Raw genomic sequence first — 26,236 nt, 5'->3', positions numbered from 1 at the left:
TTGCAACTGCACTCGATTTGATTAATCCTGTGCATTTAAAAAACTGGTTTACAAACTGCTGTTACTGTACCTCATAAACCTGCAATACGCTGTATGTAGGGCAGAATCATAGGATTACTGTAGGATTACGGTAGGATGGTGAGTATTTATAAATTTGAAACGTCATAACCCAATTCCCGTGATTTTACTGTGGTAAGCCAATACAAAAGGATTGGAGATATAAGTAAGTATCCACTAAATCTTTATCTAAAAAAATACTATTTCTATACCTGGTTTTGAATTGTTAAAGCCAATATTAAAAAGTCACGAACTTTTTTAGGTATTGCAGATGTAGAAAGCTTTTTAAAAAATCAAATACTAGTACAACGCGGCGTAAATAAACCTACCATTTCAAACAGTCACAAGCCTTGATATATCAACCTTTTAAATGCGTGACTTCCGCCTTGCGGTACTAGTCTTATATCTAAAAACTTTTGCCGATTTGTCTTAAGAATGAATTTAGTTACCGGAGTATAGATGAATATGGATTTATGTTTAAAAAGCCGTCGTCGATTTATGCAATTGATGGGGATGAGTTCAACCGCAATCATCCTCAGTGATTTATTCCCAAATCAAGGCTCAGTAGCGGTAGCAGCATCATCTGCATGGGTGGCACGTCATAGGTTGACTTCGGCAGAATATCAAAGTGAATTTAACAAATACACAGCCCAGGGTTTTCGTCCGGTACAGGTGAGTGGTTACGCTGTAGGAAATCAAGATTTTTATGCTGTCATCTTTGAAAAAACTGTCAATGCACCTGCATGGGTAGCGCGTGCATGGGTAGCGCGTCATAGATTGACTTCGGCAGAATATCAAAGTGAATTTAACAAATACACAGCCCAGGGTTTTCGTCCGGTGCAGGTGAGTGGCTACGGAGTAGGAAATCAAGATTTTTATGCTGTCATCTTTGAAAAAACTGCCAATGCGCCAGCATGGGTAGCACGTCACAGGTTGACTTCAGCACAATATCAAAGCGAATTTAACAAATACACAGCCCTGGGTTTTCATCCTGTGGATATTAGTGCCTACACTGTGGGCAATCAAGATTTTTATGCTGTCATTTTTGAAAAATCAGCTAATGCACCAGCATGGGTAGCACGTCACGGGTTGACTTCAGCAGAATATCAAAGTGAATTTAACAAATACATAGCTCAAGGCTTCCGCTTAATTAAAGTTAGTGGCTACAGTTTCAACGGTCAAGATAGATATGCTGCACTCTGGGAAAAATCTGGTAGTGGGGCTTGGATAGCGCGTCATGGTATGAGTTCCCAAGCATATCAAGACGAATTTGAACGTAACTTTTATCAAGGCTACCGTCCTGTATGGGTCAATGGTTACACCGTCAATGGTGAAGACAGATATGCAGCCATCTGGGAAAGTCAAAACGGCTATAATTCTTTAGAATTGACAGCTATCGATCAAACTGTGGCGCAGTTTATGCAAGATTATGATGTTCCTGGTCTTTCTTTGGCTATTGCTCGTGATGGACGCTTAGTGTTAGCCAAAACCTACGGCTTGGCGGATAAATCTACAGGTGAAAGAGTTGCACCTCGCCACAGATTCCGCGTCGCCAGTGTATCGAAACCTATTACCGCGATCGCCATCATGAAACTGGTGGAACAAGGTAAGCTAAAGTTAAGCGATCGCATTTTCGGTAAAAGTGGAATTTTAGGCACTACCTACGGCACAACTCCCTATAAACCCAATGTCGATCAAATCACTGTGCAGCATTTACTTAGCCATTTAGGTGGTGGTTGGTCTAACAGTAGCAATGACCCGATGTTTTCTAATCCTTCAATGAAGCATACCCAATTAATTAGTTGGGTATTAGATAACCGTACCCTAGATAACGCACCGGGAACCAAATATGATTACTCTAATTTTGGTTTCTGTGTTTTGGGGCGAGTGATTGAAAAGGTGACGGGGCAAACCTACGAAAATTACGTAAAAACTAATATCCTTCAACCATCCGATGTCACCGATATGGAAATTGGTGGCGATACCCTAGCCGAGAAAAAAGCCAACGAAGTTACCTATTACGGTCAAGGTGGTGAAGATCCCTACGGTATGAAAGTGGCAAGAATGGATGCTCACGGTGGTTGGATTGCAAAACCGATTGATTTAGTGCGTTTGTCTGTGCGGGTAGATGGTTTAAATGCCAAACCTGATATTCTTGGTGCTAGTACGCTTGCAACTATGTATCAACGCTCAAGTGTGAACCCTCTTTACGCCAAGGGATGGTGTGTAAGCTCCATTGGTGGCAACTATTGGCACAACGGCAGCTTACCAGGAGAACAGGCGTTTCTTGTCAATACTAGTGATGGTTTCTCTTGGGCAGTGTTAGTTAATACCCGCAGTCAAAAATTAGGCTTCAATAGCGACCTCGACCGACTCATGTGGAAAATTAGAAGCAAAGTCACCATTTGGCCATCCTTTGATTTGTTTTAGCCATTAGCTAGGATAATTTTATTGGTGCAATTTAATCAGTGAACTACCTAAATTAAGTCATCATGACACAGCAGAAATGGCACACACTTGTAAACCAACGGGTGTGTGAATAATCACTGATTCCACACCAAATACTTGGGCGATCGCATTTGGTGTCAGAACTTGTTCAGGTGTACCAACTTCCCAAATATGACCCTGTTTTAATAATGCAATGCGGGAACTATATCGCGCTGCTAAATTCAGTTCGTGTAAAACTGTGACAATAGTTAATTCCTGCTGCTGATTCAGTTCTTTAAGCAGTTCTAATAGTTGTAATTGATAGTTGATATCTAAAAAAGTTGTCGGCTCATCTAATAGTAAAACTTTTGGTTCTTGCGCTAGTGCTAAAGCTAAAAAAGCTCGTTGTCTTTCACCACCTGAGAGTTGTTCGACTAAGCGATCGCTAAATTTTTCGATTCAACGCCCAAAAATTAAAGCATCTAGGGAATATGCACCAGGGCCTAAAACTGCGATCGCAATCAGCATAACGCAATACATAAAGGCTTTTTCCCAACTTGGTGGTTCACCTTTTCCTAAAAGCCCCTGATACTGTCCTTCAGGAATTAAGTAGGGATCTTGGGCTACAAAGGGCTTACTTCCAGAAATGTCTAAATATATCGCATAAATCATTGAGCCGAGAATGGGCAAGGTTGCTAAGAGTGTGAGGAATCCAATGATTAGAAAAAGTCCGCCACCTAACATAGACGCAGCTGATAAAAAGCAAAGAAAGATAGGCATTTTTAGAGACTCAGCCCACTGTCGAAGATGCGTTATCTTTGGATAGCCGTGTAGTAGAAACAACCCGCCAAGGCTAACTCTTAGTAGTAAAAGTGCCAATCCTGGGAGTCCGTCAGGATACACAGGAGAGAGTGAACTGAACAAGTTTAACCCTAGCTGTGGGAAATTAAATGCAGCTAGAAAAAAGGCGATCGCCACACCCAGCCCAAATTGATAAATCATAGTTGTACACCACGGGTATTAAGGTCAATAGCATATAAGGAATGACCGGCTGTGATAAATAGGCGATCGCCTTCCTTACCACCGAAAGTGAGGTTAGTGCTTGTCTCCGGTATGGGAATTTTTCCCAACTGAGTCCCATCGGGCGCGTATACCTGTACGCTGTCTTCAGAACTAGTAAAAATGTTGCCATGTTCGTCAACCCGAAATCCATCCGGTTGTCCTGGATCAATCACACAGAACACGCGGCCATTGTTCACATGGCGATCACCTACAACCTCATAGACGCGAATATGATGAGGCCCGCCAGGAATATTAAACGCAGCTGTATCTGAGACATACAAAAGGCTTTCATCTGGACTGAAAGCCAGCCCATTTGGGCGCACCATGTCTGTTACTACCGGATAAATTTCACCTGTTGCCGGGTCGAAGCGATACACATAACTTCCAGGTTGTTCCTGTTCGCCGCCATAACCTTGGTTCGGCTCAGTGATACCATAGGGCGGATCGGTGAACCAAATTGTGTTGTCACTTTTGACTACCAAATCATTTGGACTGTTCAGGCGTTTGCCTTGGTAGCGATCGACTAAAATCTTCCATTCACTATCGTGTTCGCGTCGGATGATGGCACGCAGACCGGAGGAACACGCAACTAGACGACCTTCTAAATCGCGGTAATTACCGCTTTGGTAATCAGATGGCGATCGCAGGACGTTCACACCATCGGTAGGACTCCAGTGCAACAGGCGGTTGCCGTGAGCGTCGCTCCACACAACGCTATCGTCTTCGTAGAAGTAAACAGGCCCCTCACTATGAACGGCACCGTTAGCTAGCTCCTGGAGTGAAGCGCCGGGGCGTACAATAGCAAGCAGGCGATCGTCATAAATCTCAATGGCTTCAGCCATAGGAATCTCCTGTTATTTAACTTGGTTACTGGCGATAAATGGCAGGTTCAAGTTAATACAAACTTAATTTTTATAATTATCAAATATGCCTGATTTACATAATATATAAACATCAATGAAATTAAAAGGAAATATTAGCCTTCCTTTAGGCATAAATGAAAATTAGGCCATTGGATAGAGTCTAAAATTTTAGCTCGCGTGTTTTTAAAGGTTACTCATAGCAGTTCTAAATTTTCTGCTCTTGGCGGTTCGATAATTCTCATAATTCCAATAGAATTGCTATATATCCAAAGGCTGAATTTATGATTTTATAGATATACCATTGATGAGTTGAAAAAATCAGAGTTTGTGACATAAAGTAAAGTTTGCAAGCAAAAACTATCTGAATATTTCTCAGTTAATCGGCTTGATCTTTGTGGTTGGTTCTAATTATCGGGTAGATGGTGGTTCGGTTGCAAGTTTGTGAGCCAAGCAAGTTTAAAGGAAACTAGTAGCCCATTAACAAGTTCCGTAAGTTTAAGTAAAGAGCAACTATCAAGCGGCAAGTTTTGTGGCTCTTGTCTTTATCCCTGTTGCAAAACCTAATTACGTTAGCGTAGCGGTAGCGAGTCCGCTTTCGCTTTTAGCGTCTGGTAGAGAGCGTCATTACGAATTACGAATTATTTAAGAGTTGATTATGAAACAGATAGAAGCAGTTGTTGCCAATATCAACGATCTAAATGATGGTGAAATGCGACAGGTATCTGTCGGCGAGACAGAAATTTTACTGAGTCGTATAGATGGAAAGTTTTATGCTGTCGGCGCATACTGCTCTCATTATAAAGCGCCACTGGCAGAGGGGGTGCTGAACGGACATCATGTTGTTTGCCCCTGGCACAATGCCTATTTTGACGTGACGACTGGCGATCAACTAGAGCCACCTGGCTTGGATTCTTTAGATTCCTATCAGGTACGGATTGAAGGTGAAAACGTCATTGTCAGCGTACCAGAGGAAACAACGGGATTGCGATCGCCTACAATGGCACAATTTAACCCCAACATTGATGGGCGCACATTTGTTATTTTAGGCGCAGGAGCGGCGGGTGTCCATGCCGCAGAAACTTTGCGAGTCGCTGGATATCAAGGGCGAATCGTCATGATTACTCAGGAAGATAAGCTGCCCTACGATCGCACCAAGCTGAGTAAAGACTACTTTATTGGTAAAACATCCTCGGAGGAAATGCCCCTGCGATCGCCCGATTTCTTCAAAGAACACGCCATTGAAGTGCTGTTGAATCACCAAGTTGAACAGGTGCAAACAACAAATAAAGCGATCGCCTTTACTAATGGAGATTCGTTAACCTATGATGCCTTACTAGTAGCAACAGGAGGAAAACCACGCCAGCTAGATATTCCCGGTGCAGACTTGCAAAACATTTTGACATTACGCAGTTTTGATGATGCCGATCGCATTTTGGCAACCATTAAGCAAAAAGGACAAGCGGTAGTGATTGGCTCCAGTTTTATCGGTATGGAAACGGCATCTGGGCTGAGTCAGCAAGGCTTACAAGTAACCGTGATCTCGCCGGATTCTGTACCTTTTAAGAAAACCCTTGGCGAGGAAATTGGCAAAATCTTTCAGCAAGTTCATGAGGAAAACGGCGTTTCCTTTAAGTTGGGTAGAAAAGCGGTTCAATTTGAAGGTAGCGACAAAGTAGAAGCCGTCATTTTAGATAATGGCGATCGCTTACAAGCAGATATCGTAATTATCGGAGTTGGCGTACAGCCTGCAACAGACTTTCTTAAAGGTATCGAATTGCATCCCAAAGATCGCAGTGTTGTTGTTGATGAATACTTGTGTGCAGGTGATAGCATCTACGCCGCAGGCGATATTGCCCGTTATCCCGATTGGCGTACAAACGAATCGATTCGCGTTGAACATTGGCGAGTTGCAGCACAACACGGGCGAATTGCAGCTTATAACATGGCAGGGAAAGCAGTTAAATTTAGAGGGCTTCCTTTGTTCTGGACAATGCAATTCAAGTTTCCGTTGCGCTATATTGGACACGCCCAAAGTTGGGATGAAATAATTGTAGATGGGGATTTGGAAAAACAGGAATTCATTGCTTTTTACATCAAAAACAATCAAGTCTTGGCAGTTGCAACCAGCCATCGGGATACAGAAACAGCAGCTATCTCGGAATTGATGCGCTTGAACCAGATGCCAACTGTTGAGGAATTACGGCGCGGTGTAGTTGATTTGATTCACAAACAGCCTTAAGTTAGTAGCAAGCGCTAGCGGAGTTTGTAGTGGGTGCTGAAGCACTTTAGTACTGATATCATTTCTTTGTGAGGCTGCGCCAAACCCTTTTAACTTCTTTCTTTCTTTCTTTGTGTTCTTTGCGTCCTTTGCGGTTCGTTTTTCTTTCTTGTACTTAAATATGGTTTAGCGCATCTTCATACAGAATTAGTACTGACTAAGAACCAGAGTAAACTAATAAAGTTCGAGATAAAAATAATTTGCAACCTCCTGCATATATGACGAACATCACTGAGCGCTACGACATCATCATTATCGGTACGGGAGCCGGTGGAGGTACATTGGCTCACCGCCTTGCACCTACAGGTAAAAAAATTCTAGTGCTGGAACGAGGCGACTTTTTACCGAGAGAAAAAGCTAACTGGAATCCAGAGGAGGTTTATCAAAAACATCGTTACCATACAGATGAGCAATGGTATAACAAGGAAGGTAAGGCATTTCAGCCCCAGACAGGTTACTGGGTTGGTGGCAATACTAAACTCTACGGTGCAGCCTTAATTCGATTGCGGGAGCGAGATTTTGAAAGGGTAATTCACAAGGGAGGAATTTCTCCAGAATGGCCTTTGAAATATCAGGACTTTGAGCCATACTACACGCAAGCAGAAAAGCTGTATGATGTGCATGGCAAAGAAGGAGAAGACCCCACCGAACCACCTCGCAGCGAACCATATCCCTATCCGCCAGTCAGTCATGAGCCAGATATGCAGTCCCTTGCTGATGGTATCCGTGAACTGGGTTACTACCCATTCCATCTACCACTAGGATTAAAGCTCAATGAAAGCGATCGCACCAAGAGTCCCTGCATTCGCTGCGATACTTTTGATGGATATCCTTGTCTTGTAGGTGCCAAAGCCGATGCCGATGTTAACGCCATTCGTCCTACCCGCGACATATACGCCAATTTCACCCTTTTAACTAATGCTAAAGTCTTGCGGTTGCATACCAGTGAGTCGGGGCGAGAGGTGACGAGTGTAGAAACGGAAATTGCCGGGGAAAAACATTGGTTTACAGGCGATATTGTGGTTGTTGCCTGTGGTTCTGTCAATTCAGCTGCTTTGCTGTTACGCTCTGCTAATGACAAACATCCCAACGGATTAGCAAACAGTTCCGATCAGGTGGGGCGGAATTTCATGAGGCAACTGGAGACAGCTATAGTTTCCATACATCTAGAAGTGAATCACGCCAACTTTCAAAAAACGATCGCTGTCAACGATTTTTATTGGGGAGAGCCGGATTTTCCTTATCCGATGGGCATGGTGCAGAATACAGGTAATGTGCTAGCCGATATGATTCCCGGAGAAGCACCACCACTAATGGCTCCATTTGTGAAGCTGATTCCTCATTATGAGCGCCATTTGCTGGCCGAGCGATCGGTTGGTTGGTGGTTGCAAACAGAAGATTTACCAGACCCGAATAATCGGGTTCGCGTGGTGGGTGACAAGATTCACGTTGACTATACACTGAACAATACCGAAGCAAGCGATCGCTTAATCCATCGCTGGACATCTGTGCTGAAGTCAATCCCTCATTGTGCTAAAAGCGTCCTACCATTTAGTCTTTATCCTCGCACACATTTACCAGAACAAGCAGTTGCCCATCAATGTGGTAGTTGTCGATTTGGCACAGATCCCAAAACTTCAGTCCTTGATGTCAATTGTCGTACCCATGATGTCGATAATCTCTATCTGGTAGATAGTAGTTTCTTTCCGTCAAATTCCGGTGCTAACCCGACATTAACGATTATGGCGAATGCGTTACGTGTTGGCGATCGTATAGCTGAACAATTGAAATAATCAGGCACTCGGTTGGGCGGGTTAAGAGACTTGAAGGAAGTGCTGAACCTGCAAGGATGATTAGTTATTTGTAAGGACAAAAAGGACGAAACATGATGACAAATGATCAAGGGCAAATTACACCACAACAGCAACCAGAGATTCAATCTCAACAGGAGGATTTAGAAGCGACAGATTTGCCTCATCCCCTGGCTACAAATCTAGGCGCTGTGGGAGGTGGCGTTGCCGGAGCCGCACTAGGTCGCTCCATTGGTGGTAAAATGGGTGCTGCAATTGGTATGGTTGCAGGGGCAATTACTGGTAGCGTTGTAGCCAAGAAGTTGGTAGAGTACCCTGGAGAATTCATTGAAGAACTCCAGCCGACAATTGGATTGGGATTAGGAGCCAATCACAAACCAATTGAACTACCCCGTCACTATTCTTGGGAAGAATTACAAGCATTATCAAAACCACAAGGTGGAGAAATTCAAGTCCCCTAAACCAAAAATTTACAGCAATTTTCATGTATTTGAACCACATCCGTCGTAGGGGCACAGCAGTGCTGTGCCCCTACCGCGTGGTCTATTTACCTGAAAATAGCTGTAATACTAATTCTCCAAAACAATGCAACAGTTTCAAACCCCGAAATGCTGATTAAATCGGAGTTTATTAATTACGGATGACGTTAGCGGAGCCTTTTCTCCACAAGAGGCTCCGCTAACGTCGGAAAATGTCTTTAATGCGTGAATTTTTAATTTTGAATTGTTAATGGTTCATGTGCGATCGCTCCTTATAGTCTTTGCCTCGTCAGCAATCGCACTATGTTAAATTCAAGCTATAACTCCTGCGGATGAGGAATCACCTAATGGCGGCTTCTGTGGAACATGGCTTAAATAATAGCGCTTTTATTCCTCCTTTAGAAAGTGGCGATCGCTTAACCCGCCACGAATTTGAGCGTCGTTATACAGCAATGCCTTATAAAAAAGCAGAATTAATCGAAGGAGTCGTCTACATGACCTCACCACTGCGTTTTAGAAGTCATGGCCAACCTCATGGAAACTTAATTGTCTGGTTAGGAAATTACAAAGTTTCCACTCTAGGCGTAGCGCTAGGTGAGAATGCTACCGTGCGCTTGGATTTAGATAATGAACCACAACCTGATGTTTTGCGTTATACAAATATTTACATAGATAAAATATTAAAAAAATATCTGGTGTATTTGGGTACAATTACTAAATTGTTACTCATTTATATTAGTAAATGCATTGGTATAAATAAAAATACTTATCAAAAATGTCAGCAGTGAGTAAACTAACTACTGACGGTTATCTCAAGAGTTTACATTCATTGGGTTTTCACTGACTAACAAATCTCAGATTTTAGTTTTTGTCTCAATTCAATATAAAATCTAAAACTTAAAATCCAAAATCAACATGGCAGACCTAACTCCTAATTCTAGTTTTAGTTTGACGCTGCGCTTGCAGATTCCCAATCGCATCGGGATGTTAGCGTCAATAACCCACGCGATCGCAGCCACTGGCGGTAATCTCGGTCAAATTGATTTAATCGAGCAAACCCGCAAAGAGTCTATCCGCGATCTGACTGTGGATGCTGCTAGTACTGAACACGCTGAAACTATTGTACAAGCAGTGAAAGCATTGCCAGATATCAAGTTACTCAGTCTCTACGATCGCACCTTTAATTTGCATCGCGGTGGCAAAATCAGCATTGTCAGCAGAATTCCCCTGAAGAGTGTTTCCGATCTAGCAATGGCTTACACGCCCGGAGTCGGTCGAATTTGTACAGCGATCGCTCAAGACCCAGAGGAAGTTTATAATTTAACCATCAAACAAAACACTGTTGCCATTGTTACCGATGGTAGTGCCGTTTTGGGTTTGGGAAATCTCGGCCCAGCTGCCGCCCTACCAGTTATGGAAGGCAAAGCAATGCTGTTTAAGGAATTTGCGGGGCTGGATGCTTTTCCCATTTGTCTGGCCACCCAAGATACAGAAGAGATTATCCAGACAGTTAAGAATATCGCTCCGGTGTTTGGGGGCGTGAATTTAGAGGATATTGCTGCCCCTCGCTGCTTTGAAATTGAAAAGAGATTACGCCAAGAGTTAGATATCCCGGTTTTTCACGATGACCAGCACGGTACAGCAATAGTCACCTTAGCCGCCTTGTTTAATTCCCTAAAGTTGGTACAAAAGTCAATAGGGGAAATCAAGATCGTGATTAACGGTGCTGGGGCGGCGGGAGTAGCGATCGCTCGGTTACTCCGTAAAGCTGGGGCAGAAAAAATCTGGATGTGCGACTCTAAAGGGATTATCTCTACTAGTCGCACCAACTTGACAGAAGAAAAACTCGAATTTGCCGTGAAAGCTCAGGGTACCTTAGCGGGTGCAATGTCAGAGGCAGATGTGTTTATTGGTGTCAGTGTACCGGGAGTTTTGACACCAGAAATGGTGCATTCAATGGCGAAAGACCCAATTGTATTTGCAATGGCAAATCCCATCCCAGAGATTCAGCCAGAATTAATCAGTGAAGATGTTGCTGTGATCGCTACAGGTCGCAGCGACTATCCCAATCAAATCAATAACGTCCTAGCTTTTCCTGGAGTATTCCGTGGTGCTTTAGACTGTCGGGCACAGACAATTACCACCACAATGTGTCTGGAAGCTGCAAGTGCGATCGCCACCTTAGTCAAGCCTTCAGACTTGGATCGGGAACATATTATTCCTTCAGTCTTTGATAAGCGCGTCGTCACTGCTGTTGCTGCTGCTGTGCAACGTGCAGCGCGTGAAGAAGGTATCGCTCGGAATTAAACAAGTCGGAAGTCGGAAGTCGGAAGTCGGAAGTACAGTTTTGTAATGGGGATATAGACTTACTCAAAACTTGAGTTAGTTCGTTCCTCATCGACCAATATTGCTGATTGAGCGATGCTCAATTTTGCAGGGAAATGTCAATTCGTCACTCACGCGCAATTCATCTCATCGCCTCCCAACGGGAACGGCGAGAGGCTTCTTGCTATTCAAGCTAAAAAGCGCCCTCCAGAAATGGAGGGCGCTTTTTATTTAGGGCTTGCTGAAATATTAACCGTTGATAGCACAATACAGTTCAGTTAAGCATTTCTTCCTTCTCTCTGTGTTCTCTGCGCCTCTGCGGTTCGTTAAAAAAAATTAACTTTCACAAAGAGTTTTAGCCTTAACCCAAGCGTATTGGTTGATAGCAGGAGCAGTCATTGCTACAGGAGCAACTTCACCAAAACACCTAAAAGAATCCGTTTCGGCATATCCGTTAATAGGATTTTTTGCTACAAACTACTGTATTCTATTGATAATAAATCCTAAATAAAGATTCCTGGAATCTAGGATACTACGGTATGTGGTGAGGAATGAGCAAGCGAATATTCAAAATCTTCAGTTGCAGACTGGAGTGGCTGTTGATAGTTTTAACGGTTTTGGTGGTTAAGCCTGCGAAAGCGCAAGATATACCCAAATCTAATTCATTGGTTAATTGGCTTCGTCCTGCGAAAGTAGTGCAAGAAGCTAAAGCAGATGAAGTAACTCGCATTCTTAAGCAACTAAGTGAGGTAGAACCCGCTATTACCAGCGGCCAAATGTTACTGGTACAGTCGCCAGCACCAAACACGCCACCAACTTCAGTTGTGCAAGTTATCTCAGTTAAGGCAAATCCCACCGCCAAAGGTCTGGAGATTATTTTACAGACAACCAAAGGGGAACAGTTGCAACTAGTCAATCGCAGTGCTGGTAGCAATTTCATCACTGATATTCCTAATGCTCAACTGCACTTACCGAGTGGCGAAGCATTTACATTCCGCTCTGAAAAACCAATTGCGGGTGTTGCACAGATAACAGTCACGAATTTGAATGCCAATACTATCCGAGTCACAGTGATTGGTGAAGGGAGTGTACCAACAGTCGAGTTGTTTGATAGTCCAAATGAGGGTCTGATCTTCGCTGTGGCTAGTGCAGCATCCCAAGCGCCAACACAGCAGCCAGCGCAAACTCAAGCAACTCCTGAACAACAAAAGCCAGAAAGTCAAACACAGCCAAAACCATCTATATCTAGTGATGAACCGATTGAGTTGGTAGTAACGGGTGAACAAGACGGATACAGCGTACCAGATGCATCGACTGCTACAAGAACTGATACCCCAACCCGTGACATTCCCCAGTCGATTCAAGTTATCCCCCAACAAGTCATCAAAGATCAACAAATTACACGGATTAGCGATGCAGCACGGAATGTCAGTGGTGTGACTCCACAAGGGGGCTATGCCGGGGCTACAGATAATTACAACATTCGGGGATTCACAACCTATGACAACTTGAGAAACGGTTTTTACGCTCAGGACAACTTTGTGAATCCGACTAACATTGAGCGGATCGAAGTTCTCAAGGGTCCGGCTTCAGTGCTATATGGACAGTTTGAGCCGGGAGGTGTGGTGAATTACATTACCAAACAACCACTCAGCGAGCCTTATTACTCCGCTGAATTTACAGCCGGAAGTTTTAGCACTTATCGTCCCTCCATTGATATTTCAGGACCCCTTAACTCAGACAAAACGTTGCTGTATCGTCTGAATACTGCATACGAGAACTCCGGTAGTTTTATCGATTTTGGTAATCAGAAAGTATTTGCGATCGCACCAGCACTGAGCTACAAAATTGGTGATGCGACAACATTGACACTGGAATATGAATACCTCAAACTCGATCGCACCTATTATGATGGTCTTCCGCCCGATCCAATCGTTTTTAAAGCTCCGATCAGTCGTTTTTTGGGGGAGCCGGACGATCATTTCTCCAAAGAGACACACTCTGTATTTCTGAACGTCAATCATCGCTTCAGTGAAAACATCCGGCTCCGCAGTGCCTTTTCCGTTACGCTGGATGATTCTGAAGAGTCAGAGTTTCGACCGAATAACATTGTAGATGGTCGTACCGTGCGGCGAAGGTTTGCGGCTGGTCCGGGTTATTTACAAAACTATTCTCTGCAAAACGATCTAATCAGTAATTTCAATACAGGTTCCATCCAACATCAAGTTCTTGTGGGGTTGGAGTGGAATAAATATATCTATGGCTACGATTATCTCCGAAGTTCTACTGCACTGACTCCCAGTATTGATTTATTCAATCCTGTATATGGTGCTTCCCCGCCATCAGAGTTTGATGAGGCCGCATCAAGGGATCGTTTTGAGCGCAATACGATCGCCCTTTATCTGCAAGATCAAGTTACATTGCTGCCAAATCTGAAGCTATTGGTGGGCGGCAGGTATGACTTTGTTCACCGCAAAAATCGCTCTCAATTGCTGGATTCTTTCGGTAGAGAGCCGATTGATGATGCTACAGTTGAACGGCTTTATGATGAGGCTTTTTCCCCTCGCGTTGGCATTGTTTATCAGCCAATTGAGCCAATTTCTATTTACGCCAGCTACAGCCGCTCGTTTAATCCCAGTTCTTCGCAGACAGTAGATAGAACTCAACTACCACCAGAACGCGGCACTCAGTATGAAGTGGGACTCAAAGCAGAACTGATTAAAGACAGGCTATCCGCTAGCTTTGCCGCCTATGATATCACCAAGGAAAATGTCGCTACAACCGATCCCAATCCTAGTAACTCTGACTATTCCATCGCTATCGGAGAGGTGAAAAGTCGCGGTTTGGAATTTGACCTTTCTGGGCAGATTCTACCAGGCTGGAATGTGATTGCATCCTACTTCGTCAACGACGCATTTGTAAGTGTAGGTGACGAAAATAACCCTGTAGGTGACTCTCTTGTAAATGCTCCCGGTGCTGGGGGTAGTCTGTGGATGACTTATGAAATTCAAACCGGTGGTATGAGAGGATTGGGGTTTGGTGGGGGAGTATTTTACACGGGCGATCGCCAAGCTACACTCCCCAACACGTTTAAAATCCCCTCCTATGTGCGTGCTGATGCCACCATTTTCTATAAACGGGATAACTGGAGGGTTGGGCTGAACTTTAAGAATCTTTTTAGTACTCAGTATTACGATTCTCAAGGCTACTATCTGCGTCCTGGTGCGCCGTTGACTGTTCTGGGAACGATTTCTGTGGAGTTTTGATCTCACCCTAACCCTCCTCAATGCAAAGGTGAGGGAACAACAGAGTTTAAAAAACCCAACTTGCTCTTGTAGCGATTATGAACCGGAAAAAAGTACGTGATATCGTTTTTTACCTGCACCGTTCTATCGGTTTTTGTGTTGGACTGTTGCTAATTGTCGTTGGCTTGACAGGTAGCCTGTTAGTGTTCGAGCAAGATTTTGACCACTTTATGATTAGTCAACAATATGGACACATTACTCCCCAACAGGTGCAGTTATCTCCAGAGTCTGTGGTGAATACAATTGAGGCGAAGTATCCCGCGCGAGGTGATTTCCATCTTTTTCGGATTTATTTGCCAGATAATCCTTCTTCTCCCTATGTGGGGCAGTTGTCATCAACTGATGTGCAAAGGAAAGAGGTTTTTATCAACCCTTATACAGGCAAAATTATCGGTGAGCGGATAACGGATAAAACTCTAATTGGTCTAACACTTAGTTTGCACTACAGCTTGATGGCGGGCGAAACCGGAACTGTAATTGTTGGCATTGCTGCCTTTTTAATGTGTATACTCACCATCACAGGTTTAGTTCTCTGGCCTGGTTGGCGCAAATTGATTGCAGGCTTCAAAATCAAGCTTGATGCTCATCCCAAGCGGGTGAACTTTGACATTCACAAAGTGGCTGGCATTATCACTGTGTTTTTTTTATTCTTTACTGGCTTTACGGGCTTTTGCTGGAACTTCTACGATTTGACTGAGCCGATTATTTACGCTGTCACATTCACCTCAAAACCATCTGAGCCAGTATCCAAGCCAATTCCTAGTAAATCAACATTAGGACTGACAGAACAACTCAAAATTGCTGATGCTGCCTTAGCTGGTGCTGTTACCAAAAGCATTTATTTTCCCAGTAAACCAGAAGATGCTTTACAAATTCGCATGAAGCTACCGCAGGAAAATGAAGAGTATGGGAATAGTAATATTTATCTTGACCAGTACAGTGGCAAGGTTTTGCGAGTTGATAATGCTTTAAAGATGCCATTGGGCGATCGCGTCCTCAATTCTTTTATACCTCTGCACTACGGCACTTTTTGGGGACTTCCATCTCGGATTTTCTACGTTTTTGTCGGACTTGCACCGTTAATTTTATTCGTTACTGGCTTCGTGATGTGGCGCGATCGCTATCGAACAAACTCTCCTACACGATCTATTACAGCTATTTTCAGGTAAATAAACCACGCAGTAGGGGCACAGCAGTGCTGTGCCCCTACGACAGATGTGGTTCAAATACATGATTTCTGCTCTAAACGGTTCATTTTTTTTAAAGTAATTACAACTAAAAAGCGCCCCCCATTTCTGGAGGGCGCTTTTTATTTAGCTAATACTGAAGTATTAACCGTTGATAGCAGGAGCAGTCATTGCTACAGGATAAACTTCACCAGCAGCTAAGTCTAGGGGGAAGTTGTGAGCATTGCGCTCGTGCATTACTTCCATACCCAAGTTAGCGCGGTTGATTACGTCTGCCCAAGTGCTGATGACGCGACCTTGAGAGTCAATGATTGATTGGTTGAAGTTGAAACCGTTCAGGTTGAATGCCATCGTGCTGATACCTAAAGCGGTGAACCAGATGCCGACGACAGGCCAAGCTGCTAGGAAGAAGTGCAGTGAACGGCTGTTGTTGAAAGAAGCGTATTGGAAGATCAAACGACCGAAGTAGCCGTGGGCTGCAACGATGTTGTAGGTTTCTTCTTCTTGACCGAACTTGTAACCGTAGTTTAATGATTCGGTTTCGGTGGTTTCACGCACCAAGGAAGAAGTTACTAGAGAACCGTGCATTGCAGAGAACAAGGAACCGCCGAATACACCAGCCACACCTAACATATGGAAGGGGTGCATCAAGATGTTATGTTCTGCTTGGAACACAATCATGAAGTTGAAGGTTCCAGAGATACCCAAAGGCATACCGTCGGAGAAAGAACCTTGACCGATGGGGTAGATCAAGAATACTGCGGTAGCGGAAGCCAAAGGTGCGCTGTAAGCTACGCAGATCCAAGGACGCATACCTAAGCGGTAAGAAAGTTCCCACTGACGACCCAGGTAGGCAGCGCAACCGAGCAAGAAGTGGAAAACTACCAATTGGTAAGGACCACCGTTGTACAACCACTCATCTAAGGAAGCAGCTTCCCAGATTGGGTATAAGTGCAAGCCAATGGCGTTTGAAGAAGGAACAACTGCACCAGAGATGATGTTGTTTCCGTAGATCAAAGAACCTGCAACTGGTTCGCGGATACCATCGATGTCCACAGGAGGAGCAGCGATGAAGGCAATCACAAAGCAGGTGGTCGCAGCTAGCAGGGTAGGAATCATCAAAACACCAAACCAACCAATATATATACGGTTGTCGGTGCTGGTGATCCACTCGCAGAAGCGATCCCATACGCTAGCGTCAGAGCGCCGTTGTAAGGTTGTGGTCATGGTTTTATAAGTGCAATGGGTTCTTAAATATGGAACAAGCGGATTTTATCGCCTGTTGAACATACAGTTTACATGAATTTACTTTGACGCGATCTGTGACTTAATATTCTGTAATATTGTTATTTAACAAACTCATCAAACTGTAAACTTTTCCTACTATGAAATAATAATGAATTGAGGCTTGATTAAGGTATTTCAACACCAAAGGAAATGTAACTTTCAATGACGTGATCGCCTAGCTACTTTCCTTTACACTTCTTTACAATTAGCCTGTGGTCAAAATTTTAAGTCTTGCTGATTTGTAACCAGACAATAAGTTCTATATTGTTTGATGTTTGAGTTAAAAATCAAAGTAGATGTATGGCAAACTGCCTTCAGGAGCTAATAACCAAACAGCGTAGAAACATAGAGGCACGAAGACAAGCTTAAGAGGCCAGTTGAACTCTAACTTCAGAATTCGGTTGAAGGCATAGACTACACCCATAAGTGCAGCGATCGCTAGAAGTACCCAAGTGAGTTGGTATTGGCTCATATTTAAGGCTTCCACATAGACCTTTTCAGCAAACTGGGCGTCAGCTGGATAACCCCAAAGATGCCGAAATACCAAAGAAGAGTCTTGGAGATTAGGTAGGCGGAACCAAATCCAAGAAGTAAAAACCATCAGTTGGGTCAATAACCAAGCGACAAAGATCCCCAGAGGATTTTGCCAGAATTCTTCTAAACTTTCAAAGCGATCGCTCATTGCATCTGTAAGTCGATGAACCACCAAGGCTAACCCGTGCAATATGCCCCAAACGACATAACCCAAAGCAGCACCGTGCCAAATACCAGCAATTAGCATTATGATAAGTAAATTCCAGCAGGTACGGACTAAACCCCGACGGGAACCACCCAAAGGAAAATAGAGATAGTTACGTAGCCAATCTCCGAGAGTGATATGCCAGCGCCGCCAAAATTGGGCAATATTGGTGCTGAAATAGGGAAAGTCGAAATTCTCAGGTAGAACCAAGCCGAAAAGCAAAGCACTACCACGGGCAATGTCTACGTAACCGTTGAAATCTAGATATAACTGTAACCCGTAGGCGAATGTAGCTAACCAGAGATCGGTACTACCCGCCCGTTGCAAATTACCAAAACATAAATCGACAAAAATTCCTAAGTGGTCTGCAAAAATACCTTTTTTGACTGCGCCTCTAGCAATCAACCATAGCGCCTGGGCGACTCTATCGCTACTAGGGAAATCTAGTGTATTGAATTGATTTCCTAAGTTGTGGTAGCGCGTGATCGGGCCGGAAATCAGTTTGGCGAAGAATAATTTGTAGGTGGCAAATTTGAGAAACTGCTCACTAGCAGGGGCACCGCGATAGACATCTATTAAATAGGCAATGCATTCAAAGGTGAAAAATGAAATTCCCAAGGGTGCAATCAATTTAAAAGAGCTATCTGGTGAGTTTGTTTGGAGATGAAAAACAAACTTGAATAAAGGGGTAAAATACTTAAAACCTAATAATAGTAAAACATTTAGCGTTATACCCAGCCACAAAAGTTTTAGACGGCGAAGATTCCAGTCAGTTTGGGCAAATTGCCACTCTTCGTTAGAAATTTGCCAGTCACGAGAATGTTTACCTGGTGATGTGTTGTTTCCAATCTCCAGCCCCACACGAAAATTAATAAACGTCAATGCTAATAGTAATGGTATGTACTGAATCTGCAAAGATGCGTAAAAAACCAAACTAGCAATTAGCAGCGTCCACAATCGCAATTTCTGTTGTGCTAAAGACCAGTAAATTCCTAACACACTCAACAAGAACAGCCCATAGAAAATTGATATAAAGTTCATTTTTTAGTCATTTGTCATTGAACATTGGGCATTGGGCATTGGGCATTGGGCATTGGGCATTGGGCATTGGGCATTGGGCATTGGTTATTCTCCTCATCTCCCTCATCTCCCCACTCCCCACTCCCCACTCCCCACTCCCCACTCCCCTATTTCACTGGCCAAGGAATCATCGGATCATTAGCCAACTTTTTCGAGACTTCGTATGCGCCAAAGCGGTTCAGGTGGCTGGGGTCAGAAAAGTAGTCATTTGCTTTTATCCACTTTTGGCTCAAATCACGATAAATAAAGTTGGGATTAGTAGCCAAATGCAACATATATTGCTGAAATTCTTGCTCATATTGTCTACGCACTGGATCTAAATAATCTCCCGTCAGAGGCATGTTCACAAACACTAAGGAAATTTTATGAGACTGGGCAAACTGAAGCACTTCTTGAAGGGCAGCATCTTGCTGTCCTTCGATTTGGAAAGATTTATAGTCGTTGTCGTAATTTCCGGGAACTCTAGAATGTATTTGATAGTATCTGGCGGGATTGAAGCGAATAGACAAAGGTAGAAAGCCATCAAAGTCAACTGCTTGTTGAGAAGTACTCTCATCTGAAGTACCATCTGTTAGCTGTTTTTCTGATGCAACTGTCTGATTATGACTAGGTATGAGCAGTTGTTTTTGCAGTAAACTTTTAATTTGATCGCGGTTTTTATAGCTAGCAGAAACAGATGCTAGAGCTTCATTTAACGACTGATTGACGGCTTCATAGATACTAATCTCTGGTTTTTCTTCGTTTGTCTTCTCTTCTGGCGGATTTACTGTATTTTGTGGCAAATCATTACTATTTGCAATTGTTGGTGTTTTTTGGAATGCTTGTTTATAACCAGCTGATGCAGTGATCGATTTAAAGGTAATATCCTCGCGTCCACCGTTGAAAGCACGGGCACCATCTGCCCAGATAATTATTTTAGGCAGTTCTGATGGTTCCAGTACGTGGCGAATCAAAAAGTCTACAACTTGTGCAGTAGCACCGTTGATCCCAAAGTTAAACACGTCAAGATTTGGATAGCCCTGAGTCGTTAAAGCTTTAGAAAGTGCTGCGGGATCTACTCCTCTGAGGGCGCGGGAGGAGCCAATAACCAACACATCTGGCGGTGTCCCAGTTCTAGCCAAACGCTGTTTATACAGTGCTAGTTGCTCGTCTAACTGCCTAACATTGAAACTTGGCATCTGCGATCGCGCTGCTAAAAGAATAGCGGTAGCGGTTGCTTTTTCCTTCAGTGGTGCGGCTGCCAAATTCTTGATCGGGATATTATCACTTTGAGTAAATTCCGAAGCATTAAATACAGAACTCTGGTTTGGAGGGTATTTTCTCTTAGCAGTGTTGGTAGAAATTTTCGTTTGATCGCTCTGATTTTTCCCCGATGTCAAAGATGCCTTTTGCCCAGAGGATGATGGGGGTAAAATATTAGTGGGCGTAGTGTGGGCGATAATTTGACCCAATACCCAATCAGTTTGGAGGGTGAGTAATAATCCCAGTGTTCCCCAAACAAGAACCACTTTAAGTCCTTGAGCATCAGGGTTTGTCTCGGCTGACTTGTGGCTTTCGGTAAATAGCTGGCTTGTCAACAGGAATTTTTTCGCTGTTGCACTGGCTGTTGCTATCCAACCTCGCGCTACTTCTGTCACAAAAGTTTGAACGTCTTCTGTCGTTAAATCGGGGCGCAAAATTGGTTCGTTAGTTTCAGAAGTTACTAGATCGTTAACGTATTCAGAAGTAGCAGCAAATTCTGGGGTTGCTTCGGGGACTAAACGCTGGCGATGCTCAAGATCAAGGCCATAGTGCCAAAAAGGTTCTTTATTCCCAGCACGGCGACCGTAGACACGTATCCCCATAATACCAGGAATCTTTAACTGGCGGATAAAGTGGGTAATTTTATTTGCTACTTGTTCCCGCCCTGGACAAACAGGTGCATCACACATGATGTGCAATAAATCATTTTTGACCAACAGGAGTACGCGCATTCCACCTGTCAATAGCCGCCAATCCAAATCAGGATTGAGTAAACGCTCCAGTAAAAATACGATCGCTGGTTGGTCGCCAGTATTCGCTAAATCTAGCGGTGATGTGGCAAAGGCGGGATGCTTTGTGGCGGGTAAAGCTAGCCAATCAATCCAAGTGGGTTCCTTGTCACCGGCTTTTTGTCCGTATACGGTGGCGGCGAGAATGCCTTGAGGTGCGATCGCTTCTAGCTGGGGTAAAATCGCCTCTAAGCACACTACCTTGTCTGGAATTGGGGCAGTTCCCAAGGGATCATAAGCTGGAATACAAAAAATATGTAAAGTTGATTCTTTCAGAGAAACTTGGACAGCAACTTTTAACTCTGACAATACCTCAGTTAATAATCGAGCGATCGCTTGGATATCCCCCCAACGCGCCCACTCTTTCAGCATTACCTCTGGTGGTGTCAAATCCACCCGCAGCAGCCAATCAGGGGCAGTTTCGCCGCTCACCTGGGAAACAATTACTGCATCTTGGTAGCCGGAAAGCTTGAGATGGCGCAACTTTTGTGCTATTGGTTCAGCAAGCAATGAGGCATCAGGGCTATAGCTGGACTGACAAAATATCCACAGGCGATTTTCTTCCGGCTGAGAGTTCTTTGGCTTATATAGCTTAATCTTTACTTGTACCGATACACCTAACACACTCAGAGTTTCGGACAGATACCGAGCGATCGCTTCTGGGTTGCCTTGGCGTGCCAAACTTTCGTTAGAGACAATTAGCGCCCCAGCCGATTGTTTTGATTTTTCCGAGTCTGCTAGCAGCGCTTGCTGCACCTGCTCAAGATGCTTTTCTATTTGATTTAAGTGAACTCGATGGCACCATTTGGGGCGCTGTTCCCCTTTTCTGCGGCCATAGACAAATACTTGATATATTGAGGGTTCTTCGTTGCTTGTGAGGATATCCAAGTCAGTTTGCTGTAATGCTTGCAGCAAGTCAGACAAAGTGTGCCAACGCTGCGGACATTCTGTACCTTCACAAAGAATATGAAGGTCATTTCCCCGCAACCGGACTTTCACTCCGAAAGTGTTGATCCCTGTTGCTTGGCTTACCCATTGCAATAAGGATTGCTGGCGATCTGGTAATACTATTTTCATCGGAAGTTAAATTTACAGAAAGCGATCGTTGGGGGATAGTGCCTGCACTTGTAAACTAGAACCATAGGTCTATCACACTCTGACGGTTTTTTTTTAACAATTTTGTTACCTTCGTAGCTCACAAAATCGGACAAGATAGTGTTGTACAGGTTGCAAGTCTGACTAATGTTGAGTTTTGCGTTTATTTTACTAATAGGGAGTCAAAATTCAGAAGTTAGGAGTTAGCAGCTAGGAGTCAGAATAATTCTATATGACTAGCTGATCACTTGTCCTTTAAAGCCGGACTTGCTTACCACTGCGCTAACGCCCCTGATGAGCGAAACAAACAACAAGCTTATCCCATTTAAACTGCATCCCTTGATGGTTGGAGTCATCCTAACTCCCAATTCCTGATTCCTGTACAGACGCGATTAATCGCGTCTCTCAATAATTCCCATAACCAAAAATTAGCAATGCCTCCTGCCAAACAACAATCTTCACCTAACCCCGCATCCAATCTGGATTTATTTACCATTCCCCAATCTTTCCTTTTACAAATAGGTACAGCGTCTATATTACTGCTGCTCGTTACCGGAAAAACTACAGTCAGAGCATTAGAAGCCATAGGGGAAGCCAGTGAAGAATTATTTCGCGGCGATCGCCTACCCAATCTCGACTTCCCAGATGAACACGAAACTAATCCCGATGAGAATATATACACCAAATAATTATTTGCTCAGGAACAACCCGGTGAGCATTAAGTGCAAAGCCTAGAACCGTAAACAGTAATTAGCTTTACAAGAATAGAGAATATGGGTTCCCTTTTATACTCTTCGTCTCAAACTGCTGATATATACCCGGTGTCGGAATTATTTTTGCGCCATCGTCTCCAGGTAGTGGAAAAATTGTGGGAGTCAGTTCTCCGGCAAGAATGCGGTCAAAATATGGTAGACCTGTTGGGGCAGTTGCGCGATTTATGTTCACCAGAAGGACAAGCAACAAATGATCAAGCATCCTCAGCCGTCAAATTGATTGAACAACTAAATATCAACGAAGCAATCCGCGCGGCTCGTGCTTTCGCTCTCTATTTTCAGTTGATTAACATCATAGAGCAGGAATACGAACAACGGCAGCAATTGAGTCGCTATGAGGCAGAAACAGAGGCTACAGAGCCGCAAACACCAGCCAATGTCAACTATTCCTCCAATCAAAGAGAAGATGACGCGCCTGTTAGCAGGGGAATAGCAGCAGAGTTGCTGAGAAAGAATTATCTAGAAAAAGAATTAGTCAAACCAAAAGGTACTTTCGCTGCGTTGTTTCCCTATTTATTCAAGCTGAATGTACCACCCCAGCAAATTCAACGTCTAATTGCCCATCTGGATGTGCGCTTAGTTTTCACCGCGCACCCGACGGAAATTGTGCGTCATACCATCCGAGATAAGCAGCGACAGGTGGTGCAACTCTTGCAAAAACTGGATGCCTTGGAAAACCACTCTGGTAGCACACCAGGAGCATATCCTTGGGAAGCAGCAGATGTCCGCGAACAATTGCTCGAAGAAATTCGCCTGTGGTGGCGCACAGACGAACTTCACCAGTTCAAACCGACGGTGCTAGATGAAGTAGATTATGCCCTGCACTACTTCCAAGAAGTTTTATTTGATGGCATTCCCCAACTATATAAACGTTTCAAACACACCTTATCCAATACCTTTCCTTGGCTAGAACCACCGAGTAAAAACTTTTGCTCCTTCGGTTCCTGGGTAGGCTCAGACAGGGATGGAAACCCATCAGTTACACCCGAAATTACCTGGCAGACAGCTTGCTATCAGCGCAAAATGGTGCTAGGGAGATATATTCAGTCAGTGAAAAATCTGATTGAATTGTTAAGTGTGTCGATGCACTGGAGTGATGTTTTACCAGACTTACTGGAATCTCTAGAGTTGGATCAGTCGCAGTTGAGTGAAGTCTATGATGCACTGGCGCTACGTTATCGACAAGAACCCTATCGGCTGAAACTGGCTTATGTACTGAAACGGCTGGAAAATACTCGCGATCGCAATTTAGCTTTATATAATCGGGAAACGCCAAAAAATCAAGACAGCCCCCTATATCTTTCGGGAGCCGATTTTTTAGCAGAACTGCGGATGATTGAGCGCAACTTAACAGAAACAGGTTTAAGCTGTCGAGAATTAGAAAATCTGATCTGTCAGGTAGAAATTTTTGGTTTTAACTTGACACAGTTAGATATTCGCCAAGAATCATCCCGCCACGCCGATGCGCTCAATGAGATCCTAGAATACCTGCAAATATTATCTCAACCTTACAACGAACTCTCTGAGGAACAAAGAGTCGCTTGGCTCACAGGAGAACTGCAAACCCGTCGGCCATTAATTCCGGCAGAATTGCCATTTTCGGAAAAAACCAACGATGTAATTGAGACTTTTCGTGTCGTGCGATCGCTCCAACAAGAATTTGGTCTTAACATCTGTCAAACTTACATTATCAGCATGTGCCGCGATGTCAGCGACGTGCTGGAAGTACTACTGTTAGCCAAAGAAGCCAGACTTTTTGATCCCGCTATTGCTGTCGGAACTATTCAAGTTGTCCCCCTATTTGAGACAGTAGAAGATTTACAACGCTCCAGAAGCGTCATGCGGAAACTCTTTGAACTCCCGTTATATCGCGCTTTGTTAGCCGGAGGCTACGAACAGACAAAACCAGAGAGTGTGGACGAAAATTCATCCCCCCTCACCCCGAACTTGCAAGAAGTCATGCTGGGGTATTCTGACAGTAACAAAGACTCTGGTTTTTTAAGCAGCAACTGGGAAATTCATAAAGCCCAAAAATCACTGCAACAAATAGCAGAAAACTATGATATAAGCTTGCGGATTTTCCACGGACGCGGCGGTTCTGTGGGACGGGGTGGGGGACCTGCTTACGAGGCGATTTTGGCTCAACCGGGTCATAGTATCAATGGGCGAATCAAGATTACCGAACAAGGAGAAGTTTTAGCTTCCAAATATTCCTTGTTGGACTTGGCACTGTACCACATGGAAACCATCACCACGGCTGTGATTCAAGCTAGCTTGCTGCGGACAGGGTTTGATGATATTGAACCCTGGAATGAGATTATGGAAGAATTAGCAGCGCGATCGCGTCAACATTATCGTGCTTTAATCTACGAACAGCCTGATTTTGTTGACTTCTTCCACGAAGTAACTCCCATTGAAGAAATTAGCCAGCTACAAATCAGTTCCCGTCCAGCCCGCCGCCCATCTGGTAAGAAAGATTTAAGTAGTTTGCGAGCTATTCCTTGGGTATTTAGCTGGACACAAACTCGCTTTTTACTGCCTTCCTGGTACGGCGTTGGCACAGCTGTACAAGAATTCTTGAACGAAGAACCAGAAGAACACTTGAAATTGCTGCGCTACTTTTACGTGAAGTGGCCTTTCTTCAAGATGGTGATTTCTAAGGCCGAGATGACTTTGGCAAAAGTAGATATGCAAATGGCACATCACTACGTTCAGGAGTTATCAAAACCAGAAGATAAACTTCGTTTTGCCAAGGTTTTTGATCAAATTGCCAGCGAGTTCTATCTGACAAGGGATTTGGTGTTAAAAATCACCGATCACAATCGACTGTTAGATGGTGATCCTGTATTGCAACGATCTGTGCAGTTACGCAATGGCACAATTGTACCCTTGGGATTTATTCAAGTTTCCCTACTCAAGCGCCTACGACAGTCCCAAAATACTAGTGCTACTTCTGGAGTCATCCACTCTCGTTACAGCAAAGGCGAGTTACTGCGAGGGGCATTGTTAACTATTAATGGTATTGCTGCTGGGATGAGAAATACTGGTTGATTGGGAATGGGGCATGGGGCATGGGGCATTGGGCATGGGGCATTGGGCATGGGGCATGGGAATAAGGGAAAAATGACAAATGACTAATGACTAATGACAAAAAATAGAATTTTAATTTGCACTTTTTTGGCGCTGTCATCAGGTTTTTTTGGTGCTTACACTAGTGGGCAAATTACCATAATGCTGCATAGCCAAAAGTGCCAAAACCAACCTTGGGGTTTAAAGGAGATGTGCAACGCTTGGATGACACCAGGGGCAATATGGCAAGGTAGCACAACAGGACTATGGACAGGCACTATCTTAGGGGCGTTTGCTGGGGGTTTGGTGACGCGACAAATTCGTAATTAGCCTTGGCGGAAGGTCATTCACCAGTTTTGAACCGCCCTT

General features: G+C 43.9%; 17 protein-coding genes and 2 pseudogenes. 11 read left to right on the top strand and 8 right to left on the bottom strand.

Annotated features, from left to right (window positions below):
- The first annotated feature begins 516 nt into the window (after positions 1-516).
- Positions 517-2,487 carry a serine hydrolase gene (locus V7L05_RS11405; RefSeq protein WP_335164258.1) on the top strand — a complete coding sequence of 657 codons (1,971 nt, stop codon included), beginning with the start codon at positions 517-519 and terminating at the stop codon, positions 2,485-2,487.
- Between the two features lie 60 nt (positions 2,488-2,547).
- On the opposite strand, the pseudogene V7L05_RS11400 reads toward V7L05_RS11405, so the two are convergent.
- From V7L05_RS11400 to V7L05_RS11390, 3 genes and pseudogenes are all read right to left on the bottom strand, one after another.
- Positions 2,548-2,943 (bottom strand): annotated as a pseudogene (locus tag V7L05_RS11400) (ABC transporter ATP-binding protein); the annotation flags it as partial.
- Positions 2,944-3,486 (bottom strand): DoxX family protein, encoded by a 543-nt coding sequence (locus V7L05_RS11395; RefSeq protein ID WP_335164257.1) that lies wholly within the window; start codon positions 3,484-3,486, stop codon positions 2,944-2,946.
- The gene (locus tag V7L05_RS11390) at positions 3,483-4,388 is read right to left on the bottom strand and encodes an SMP-30/gluconolactonase/LRE family protein (RefSeq protein WP_335164256.1); all 906 of its coding nucleotides are present in this window, start codon (positions 4,386-4,388) and stop codon (positions 3,483-3,485) included. Before V7L05_RS11390 ends, V7L05_RS11395 begins: the two co-directional genes overlap by 4 nt.
- Positions 4,389-5,064: 676 nt before the next feature.
- Here V7L05_RS11390 and V7L05_RS11385 point away from each other — a divergent pair.
- The 7 genes and pseudogenes from V7L05_RS11385 to V7L05_RS11355 all read left to right on the top strand — a co-directional run bounded on the left by V7L05_RS11385 (position 5,065) and on the right by V7L05_RS11355 (position 15,776).
- Positions 5,065-6,648 carry an FAD-dependent oxidoreductase gene (locus tag V7L05_RS11385; RefSeq protein WP_335164255.1) on the top strand — a complete coding sequence of 528 codons (1,584 nt, stop codon included), beginning with the start codon at positions 5,065-5,067 and terminating at the stop codon, positions 6,646-6,648.
- A gap of 257 nt (positions 6,649-6,905) precedes the next feature.
- The gene (locus V7L05_RS11380; RefSeq protein WP_335164254.1) at positions 6,906-8,480 is read left to right on the top strand and encodes a GMC family oxidoreductase; all 1,575 of its coding nucleotides are present in this window, start codon (positions 6,906-6,908) and stop codon (positions 8,478-8,480) included.
- A 92-nt stretch (positions 8,481-8,572) separates the two neighbouring features.
- Positions 8,573-8,959: a hypothetical protein gene (locus V7L05_RS11375; RefSeq protein WP_335164253.1), complete on the top strand. Its 387-nt coding sequence runs from the start codon at positions 8,573-8,575 to the stop codon at positions 8,957-8,959.
- A 365-nt stretch (positions 8,960-9,324) separates the two neighbouring features.
- A pseudogene (locus tag V7L05_RS11370) lies at positions 9,325-9,627 on the top strand (Uma2 family endonuclease); the annotation flags it as partial.
- 265 nt (positions 9,628-9,892) lie between these two features.
- Complete coding sequence (locus V7L05_RS11365) at positions 9,893-11,284, top strand: malic enzyme-like NAD(P)-binding protein (protein WP_335164252.1); 1,392 nt, start codon at positions 9,893-9,895, stop codon at positions 11,282-11,284.
- Between the two features lie 569 nt (positions 11,285-11,853).
- Positions 11,854-14,568 (top strand): TonB-dependent siderophore receptor, encoded by a 2,715-nt coding sequence (locus V7L05_RS11360; protein WP_335164251.1) that lies wholly within the window; start codon positions 11,854-11,856, stop codon positions 14,566-14,568.
- Between the two features lie 77 nt (positions 14,569-14,645).
- Positions 14,646-15,776, top strand: a complete 1,131-nt coding sequence (locus tag V7L05_RS11355) for a PepSY-associated TM helix domain-containing protein (protein WP_335164250.1) — start codon at positions 14,646-14,648, stop codon at positions 15,774-15,776.
- A gap of 162 nt (positions 15,777-15,938) precedes the next feature.
- On the opposite strand, the gene psbA is transcribed toward V7L05_RS11355, so the two are convergent.
- From psbA to V7L05_RS11335, 4 genes are all read right to left on the bottom strand, one after another.
- Positions 15,939-17,021 carry a photosystem II q(b) protein gene (psbA, locus tag V7L05_RS11350; protein ID WP_335164249.1) on the bottom strand — a complete coding sequence of 361 codons (1,083 nt, stop codon included), beginning with the start codon at positions 17,019-17,021 and terminating at the stop codon, positions 15,939-15,941.
- Between the two features lie 340 nt (positions 17,022-17,361).
- Entirely contained in the window at positions 17,362-18,861 is a 1,500-nt protein-coding gene (locus V7L05_RS11345) for an MBOAT family O-acyltransferase (protein ID WP_335164248.1), read from the bottom strand.
- Positions 18,862-18,875: 14 nt separating this feature from the next.
- Positions 18,876-18,989 (bottom strand): histidine kinase, encoded by a 114-nt coding sequence (locus tag V7L05_RS11340; protein ID WP_335164247.1) that lies wholly within the window; start codon positions 18,987-18,989, stop codon positions 18,876-18,878.
- Positions 18,990-19,007: 18 nt separating this feature from the next.
- Positions 19,008-22,007, bottom strand: a complete 3,000-nt coding sequence (locus tag V7L05_RS11335; protein ID WP_335164246.1) for a DUF1574 domain-containing protein — start codon at positions 22,005-22,007, stop codon at positions 19,008-19,010.
- A 452-nt stretch (positions 22,008-22,459) separates the two neighbouring features.
- Between V7L05_RS11335 and V7L05_RS11330 the strand changes: the two genes are divergently transcribed.
- Together V7L05_RS11330 and ppc are read left to right on the top strand one after the other, a co-directional pair.
- Positions 22,460-22,714, top strand: coding sequence for a hypothetical protein (locus V7L05_RS11330; protein ID WP_335164245.1), 255 nt, complete (start codon positions 22,460-22,462; stop codon positions 22,712-22,714).
- Positions 22,715-22,798: 84 nt separating this feature from the next.
- Positions 22,799-25,849, top strand: coding sequence for a phosphoenolpyruvate carboxylase (gene ppc / locus V7L05_RS11325; protein ID WP_335164244.1), 3,051 nt, complete (start codon positions 22,799-22,801; stop codon positions 25,847-25,849).
- On the opposite strand, the gene V7L05_RS11320 is transcribed toward ppc, so the two are convergent.
- A complete protein-coding gene (locus V7L05_RS11320) occupies positions 25,812-25,949 on the bottom strand; it encodes a hypothetical protein (RefSeq protein ID WP_335164243.1) in 138 nt (45 codons plus the stop codon). The genes ppc and V7L05_RS11320 overlap by 38 nt on opposite strands.
- On the opposite strand from V7L05_RS11320, the gene V7L05_RS11315 reads away from it, so the two are divergent.
- Complete coding sequence (locus tag V7L05_RS11315; protein WP_335164242.1) at positions 25,943-26,197, top strand: hypothetical protein; 255 nt, start codon at positions 25,943-25,945, stop codon at positions 26,195-26,197. The genes V7L05_RS11320 and V7L05_RS11315 overlap by 7 nt on opposite strands.
- The last annotated feature ends 39 nt before the right edge of the window (positions 26,198-26,236 follow it).

Origin of the sequence: Nostoc sp., from assembly GCF_036917755.1 — a bacterium.
GTDB lineage: Bacteria > Cyanobacteriota > Cyanobacteriia > Cyanobacteriales > Nostocaceae > Nostoc.
The sequence above is the reverse complement of the archived record's forward strand: the minus strand, read 5'-3'. Positions and strand labels throughout refer to the sequence as shown.

What these genes read in the sequence shown, in the direction of transcription:
- V7L05_RS11390 (WP_335164256.1), bottom strand. Translation starts at nt 4,388, where the DNA reads ATGGCTGAAGCCATTGAGATTTATGACGATCGCCTGCTTGCTATTGTA.
- ppc (WP_335164244.1), top strand. Translation starts at nt 22,799, where the DNA reads ATGGGTTCCCTTTTATACTCTTCGTCTCAAACTGCTGATATATACCCG.
- V7L05_RS11395 (WP_335164257.1), bottom strand. Translation starts at nt 3,486, where the DNA reads ATGATTTATCAATTTGGGCTGGGTGTGGCGATCGCCTTTTTTCTAGCT.
- V7L05_RS11380 (WP_335164254.1), top strand. Translation starts at nt 6,906, where the DNA reads ATGACGAACATCACTGAGCGCTACGACATCATCATTATCGGTACGGGA.
- V7L05_RS11375 (WP_335164253.1), top strand. Translation starts at nt 8,573, where the DNA reads ATGATGACAAATGATCAAGGGCAAATTACACCACAACAGCAACCAGAG.
- psbA (WP_335164249.1), bottom strand. Translation starts at nt 17,021, where the DNA reads ATGACCACAACCTTACAACGGCGCTCTGACGCTAGCGTATGGGATCGC.
- V7L05_RS11355 (WP_335164250.1), top strand. Translation starts at nt 14,646, where the DNA reads ATGAACCGGAAAAAAGTACGTGATATCGTTTTTTACCTGCACCGTTCT.
- V7L05_RS11385 (WP_335164255.1), top strand. Translation starts at nt 5,065, where the DNA reads ATGAAACAGATAGAAGCAGTTGTTGCCAATATCAACGATCTAAATGAT.
- V7L05_RS11335 (WP_335164246.1), bottom strand. Translation starts at nt 22,007, where the DNA reads ATGAAAATAGTATTACCAGATCGCCAGCAATCCTTATTGCAATGGGTA.
- V7L05_RS11405 (WP_335164258.1), top strand. Translation starts at nt 517, where the DNA reads ATGAATATGGATTTATGTTTAAAAAGCCGTCGTCGATTTATGCAATTG.
- V7L05_RS11365 (WP_335164252.1), top strand. Translation starts at nt 9,893, where the DNA reads ATGGCAGACCTAACTCCTAATTCTAGTTTTAGTTTGACGCTGCGCTTG.
- V7L05_RS11330 (WP_335164245.1), top strand. Translation starts at nt 22,460, where the DNA reads ATGCCTCCTGCCAAACAACAATCTTCACCTAACCCCGCATCCAATCTG.
- V7L05_RS11315 (WP_335164242.1), top strand. Translation starts at nt 25,943, where the DNA reads ATGACAAAAAATAGAATTTTAATTTGCACTTTTTTGGCGCTGTCATCA.
- V7L05_RS11345 (WP_335164248.1), bottom strand. Translation starts at nt 18,861, where the DNA reads ATGAACTTTATATCAATTTTCTATGGGCTGTTCTTGTTGAGTGTGTTA.
- V7L05_RS11360 (WP_335164251.1), top strand. Translation starts at nt 11,854, where the DNA reads ATGAGCAAGCGAATATTCAAAATCTTCAGTTGCAGACTGGAGTGGCTG.